The organism is Myroides sp. C6-3, from assembly GCF_050522425.1.
In the GTDB taxonomy this organism is placed as follows: domain Bacteria; phylum Bacteroidota; class Bacteroidia; order Flavobacteriales; family Flavobacteriaceae; genus Flavobacterium.
Map to the genome: position 1 here is coordinate 1 of NZ_JBMVQP010000063.1, position 6,492 is coordinate 6,492.

The following is a 6,492-nucleotide window of genomic DNA, read 5'->3' on the forward strand; positions in this document are numbered from 1 at the left end:
CTTTTTTATAGAGAATCAACGGTGTGGCAACACACCGTTGATTGCTTGTTTTAATAATTAAGTTGTACCCAACCTGTAATTGTTGTTTGATCTGTTTCAATCACATAGAAATAAGTTCCTACTGGAAGCGTATTCCCTGATTTATCTTGACCCATCCACTCTACGGTGTAACCTGTTCCATGAGCGTAAACTTCTCCACCGTTACGGTTAAATATTTTCAAACTCTTCACATCGTAATTCGCAAGGTCGAAATAATCATTTAATCCATCGCCATTCGGTGAAATACCTTTAGTGATGAGGCAATTTACTTGTTCTTCCTCTAACTTAATCGTTAGTTCTTCAAAACAGCCGTCTTGTGTTTGGAAAGAAACGGTGTATTCTCCTGCTCCAGGCACAGATACCTCTCTTGTATCTCCGGTAAATCCACCAGGACCGCTCCATGTATAGGTAGCCTTGTCCATATTGATATTACCTAAAACATCACTTACTCTCAAGTAATATTTCCCATCGTAACAATCCCCTTCAAACTCGATCTCAAAACGATCAAAAATTGTAATGGCAACCGTGTGACTCACAGGTTCCCCACACATTCCCATAGGAACATCGTAGTAGTACGTCACTTCGTAAATTCCAGGTTTACTTTTTGCAACATTAATTGTTCCTGTTTCTGCGTTTAACGATAAACCACCATTCATTGGTTTTCCATCAAGATCGCTCGTAGCTTTATAACTAAACGCCCCTCCTAATGTGAATTCTGGCCCTGGTACAATCGGCAATTCATCGATATTGTTAATACAAATTGGAGCTTCGTAATCAAAATCTGCATTGAAATATGCTGTTGGCTTAATGTTCAAACTTATTCCATATATCGTCACACATTTTGGATTTTTAACACGAGAAATAGCAATATAGATTTCCCCATTTCCTGGTGAACGATAAAGCTCATCAATTTCAATAGCATTGGTTCCTGTTTGTGCATCTTCCAATGTTAAATAGTATGCATGAAGCAATGTTTCTGCCTCAGCGTGCGCAGCAATCGCTTGCTCTACCACGGCTTTTACTTCGAAATCAGCATAACCTACATTATCCAGGTCACATAGTTCCATGGTCTTTGGTATACGAACCTCTACATGTTCATAGAACTGAATAAACACCTCGTCCTCCGGATTTTCCTCACAGAAATCTTTTTCTACGCGAACGCGGTAAGTTCCTGTTTCAGTTACTGTTAAACGATTGGTATTAAAGACTGCTGGATCCATCATTTCACCATCTTTAAACCAAGTGTATTCCATATCTTCGGTTGAACCAGCGGTAGAAATATCTGCCTTAATCTCAAACGATCCAGTACCTGGACATAGGTATTGATCCGGACCTAGGTCAACCTCACATAAGAATTTACAATCTGTTGTTCCTGCATCATTCTCTTCAACGTTCTTTTGAACTAATTTAATAAATCCAGGGTTACCATTAAAATTCGTAATCAAAACGGCATAAATCTGACCGCGTACAGCATTGCGAATAGTCAATGTTTCAACTGCATCACTTGAGTAATTACAGTCGACAACGTTTCCGATTGGATAAGGTCCTGTAGCTGGATTTGTATTGCTTGGACATCCTCCGTCTGGGCATGGTCCAAGAACCGATTCCGCACACGCTTGATCTAAGGAATCAAAAGGTCCGAAGGCTACAAAATCCACGTCTAATCTGTCTCCAATAGGATCTCCATTCGCATCAAATTCAGAATTTTGTACGATATCAAATATTAAATCACCATCTCGATCTACCTTTAAGAAATACCATACAGGATAAGGAACTGTCCCTAAACAAGCGATTCGAAGTCCATTGCCTAATGGGAATTTTACCTCTGAGTTTTCTTTATTTGTATTCGGGAAAATAATTCCTTCAGGTCCCGCACAGAACGGTTCCGCATCTAAGATACTGGTGCTACTTGTTTTAGTTGTAAGTTTTTTCCACATACTATATACCCCATTTTCACAACTATTGCGCACAAAGAAGTAGTACGTTGTATCTACGGTTAATCCTGTGGCAGAATAATTAGGTTCATCCACAAGTTGAATATTCGCTGGATCAGGTGCCTCACCATCTGTCGTTTGGAAAGCGATTTCCCAACGGGTCATTCCCTCTTGAGAATCCCATCCGTAGTTGATGCGATCCGCACCCACACAAGCAGATAATCCCGTTACAGAAGGACACGATTCAACATTCAATTTCACATTATCTACAGCACCCGCAGGATCATCTCCACTGCCACCATCATTTCTCCATTCAAAAACTAATCGAGCTGTACTACCAGCAAAAGGTCTCAGATCAACCGATTCTAACTCCGTTGAAAACTCTTCTTGTTGATTGTGTGCTGTTCCAATTTGAATGCGATCAGCTGCTGCCGTAATTAGCGCACCAGGAATTGGTCTAAAGCTATTAGTCACTAACCAAACCTTTATATAATCAAATGGCGTTGATATCCCTTCACCTACTGCTCTCCAATCAAAGCTCAGACTACCTTCAATAGCATCCGCTGGTATGTTGATGTCACGGTATGCATGTGCTACTGTTGCTTTTGTATTGTCATAACTATTAGTAGCGCCTTCGTCTTTTGTTACATATAACGCCTTCGTTCCACCGTTATTCACTGCAGTACCTACAACCCATTTATTGATTGCATTACTACTTAATCCCCAATTGTTTTCTCCTTCAAAATCTTCTTCAAAAGGAAGTTCCGCTGGAATTTGGCCTGTTAAGAAAGAGACTGGAGTCCAAAAACTCTTATCAGTAGGACTACAAACTGTTCGAACCCAAACAAAATATTCTGTTGCAGCTGATAAGCCTTGAATTGTATATGGGTTTTCCGTTGTCGTAACAGAACCTGTTACTGTTTCTCCCGGTGTAGTATTCGTTGTTGAATAGTACACTTCATAGGTATCCTGTCCTACTATGGCTGTCCAAGCAATTGCTGCTGAAGTAGCTGTTACGCCATTTATTTGGATCGCTTCAGGAGCAGAACACGTGATCACCGCTATATTTAAATTGTCAATAGCCGCAGGTGGCTGATCACCCCCACCACCATCTTGGCGCCATTCAAATACTAAACGCATCGTTTGTCCTGCGAATACCGTTACATTTTGTACATAGTTCGCACGAGTAAAAGTCTCTTGCTGATTGTGTTCTTCGCCTAATTGAATTCTATTTGTGGCTGCTGTTATTTGCGTACCACTTGTAGGAACAAAATCAACAGGAACTAGCCAAACGCGAAAGTAATCGTATCTTGTAGAACTACCTTCACCAACACAACGCCAGTCAAAATCAACCGCAATTTCTGTTGTTTCTGTCGGAATCTCAATATCGCGATACGTATGTGCTACTGTTGAAGCCGTAATTTCATAACTATTAGTTACTCCATTGTCTTTAGTGATATACATTGATTTTGTACCACCGTTATGTGCGGCAGTTCCAACAACCCATTTATTAACGGAATTCGTACCCGTATTCCAGTTAAAGTCTCCTTCAAAATCTTCTACATACGGCAAAGTAATAGGTACTTGTTGTGTTTCAAAAGACAGTTGTTTCCAGAAACTTTTATCAGTAGGACTACAAACTGTACGAATCCATACATAATAGGTTGTACTCGGATCTAATCCTGTGATTGTATGAGGATTATCAGTTGTTGTTACAGCTCCTGTTACTGTTTCTCCGGGTGTAGTATTCGTTGTTGAATAATATACTTCATACGTGTCTTGGTCTGTTACAGCAGTCCACTCAATTGTTGCGCTTGAAGATGTTGTTGCGGTCGCTTGCAGGTTCGTTGGTATAGAACAAGTGACTACATCAATCATCACATTATCAATTGCAGCAGGAGGCTGTGCTCCTCCACTTCCATCTTGGCGCCATTCAAATACTAAACGCATCGTTTGTCCAGCAAATGCCGCGACATTCTGTTCGATAAGTTCACGAGTAAACGTTTCATTTGCATTGTAATCTCCTCCCAATTGAATTCGATCTGTAGCCGTGCTAATTTGTGTACCTGGTGTTGGTACAAATGTAGTAGGCACAATCCAGACTCTAAAATAGTCATAAACACTTGTTGCATTTCTTTCTCCCACACAACGCCAATCAAAACCGACTGAAACTTCTTGTGTTCCAGTAGGAATCTCAATATCTCTATAGGCGTGAGCGACAGTTGCTTTAGCAACATCATAGGAGTTAGTCTCCCCTTCATCCGATGTAACATAGAGTGATTTTGTTCCGCCATTTTGTACAGCAGTACCGATAAACCATTTGTTGATGGTATTACTTGCAGCACTCCAATCGGATACATCCTCAAATTTTTCGTCAAAAGGCAATGTTGCAGGAATCTGTTTTGTTCTAACCGTTCCAGAGTTCCAAGCACTTTTATCTGTCTCGTTACAGCTTGTTCGGATCCAGATTGTATAAAGCGTACTAGGAGTTAACCCTTCAATAGTATACGGATTTTGTGTAGTTACAACTGATCCTGTTATCGTATCTCCTGGCATTTCTCCAGATGTACTATAGTATATTTCATACGTCTCTTGATCAGCTGCTGCAGTCCAAGCCACCGTAGCAGTTGTAGCAGTTGTAGCTTCTTCTATGATAGCAGTTGGTGCTGAACACGTAACAAGAGAAACAGCAATATTGTCAATTGCTGCTGGTGGTTGTGCACCACCACTTCCATCTTGACGCCATTCGAAAACCAGACGTATTTCTTGTCCAGCCAGAGCTGTCACATCAACTTCAAAATTTTCTCTCTTAAAGTCGGGATTCAAATTAAATTCTCCCCCCAATTTAATACGGTCATCTGCAGCCGTAATTTGAGTATCCATCGTTGGAGTAAAAGAAACTGGCACGAGCCAAACTCTAAAATAATCGTATTTCATCGTACTTCCCTCTCCTACACAACGCCAGTCAAAACCAACAGATAGATGCTCTATTTCTTCTGGCAGTACAATGTTGCGATAAGCATGAGCAACTGTCTCGCCACCGCTTACGTTATACGTATTAGTAGTTCCATTATTCTCACTGATATACAGTGATTTTGTACCCCCATTATTCGCATCCGTTCCGACAAACCAATTATTCGCTACCCCCGTACTCAAGGTCCAATTTATTGTTCCTTCAAAGTTTTCAGTAAAAGGCAAAGAGGCTCCTATCTGCTGTGTTCTAAACGTCCCTACTAAAGAGAAATAAGATACACTCTCTCCTCCACAATTAGCGCGAACGTATAAGCTATAAGTCGTAGTTTGCGTTAGTCCATCAATTACAATTGGGGAAGTTGTTATGTCTGTAACTGTACCCGAAGCAACTAGTCCTGTTTCTCCTGATCCTCCTTCACCCGAAGTTCTCACTTCATAGAAAATTGATTCAGTTGTCTCTCTTTCTGTTATCGTAAAACCAACACTTGTAGCGGTAGTATTTGCAATTGTACCACCAATCGAAAAACAAGTAATTTGACTACCAAAAGTCACTTTAATATTTGGTCTTTTCGGTTCAGCACTTAAATTATCCGTAGGCACATCTGTGTCCTTGTGGATAGCATAATGCATATTCGTTTTTTCTGTAGCCTTAATTTTCAAGCCATTACTACCATCCACTGTAGTTCCACCACCACCAAAATTAGCTTCAACTAATACTAATAAATTTTTTGTTCCGCCTGTATAGTTAAAGGAAGAGTCAAAATTAATCGTATTAAATCCAACACTACTTGGTGTGAACATTCCATCGTAAACAACGACGGCACCATCGATAAAAGTAGACCAAGAAGCAGCAGAAAGTGCAGCTGATTCCACCTCTTTTAAATAGATCTTAATGGGTCTAGCCATATTCGTTACACCAACATCCCATGCAAGTTTATTGATGAAACCCTGCTGCCCAATTTCTTCCGCGGTATACAAAGCAGCAGAGCGCTCAAAGCCAAAATAATTGCTTAGAGGACGCCTGTCTGTCTCTGTCCCGGTGCCAATCGTAACCTCCTGTCCATAAGTAAAAAAGATACTTAGTAAGAAGAAGAATAGCACTGTGATTCTTTTCATACGTATTAAGTTTTTAAGTTAGTTCAGTCCAAATATAAAATTTTTTTATACAAAGATTAACAAAACGACGGACTGCACTATTGCTAAACCCTTACAGACAAAGGGTTTTTGTTATCATTCAACCAAGACATAAAAAAAAATTTAAAACTATTCTTTATTTATTAAGTTAAAAAAAACTCTTTACTAAAAAGAAAACCTAAATAACTTACAATCTGTTTTTTTTCACAAATTCGCATGATTCTGGAATTTCCTTGTTAATTCTTCATTTTCAGCACCTAAAATAAAAAAGCCCCCACCCGACGATCGGATGAGGACTTTTTAGAACTATACTAAACTTAATACTTAAAACTAACTTATTTGATTATTACGAATTCACTTCGTCTGTTGATTGCGTGCTCTTCTTCTGAACAATTCGACTGACAATCAATTT

At 39.7% G+C, this 6,492-nt stretch carries 1 protein-coding gene; it reads right to left on the reverse strand.

Annotated features, from left to right (window positions below; all coding sequences use genetic code 11):
• Positions 1–50: 50 nt before the first annotated feature.
• The gene (locus ACPDG9_RS15585) at positions 51–6,062 is read right to left on the reverse strand and encodes a fibronectin type III domain-containing protein (RefSeq protein ID WP_430528628.1); all 6,012 of its coding nucleotides are present in this window, start codon (positions 6,060–6,062) and stop codon (positions 51–53) included.
• Between the last annotated feature and the right edge of the window lie 430 nt (positions 6,063–6,492).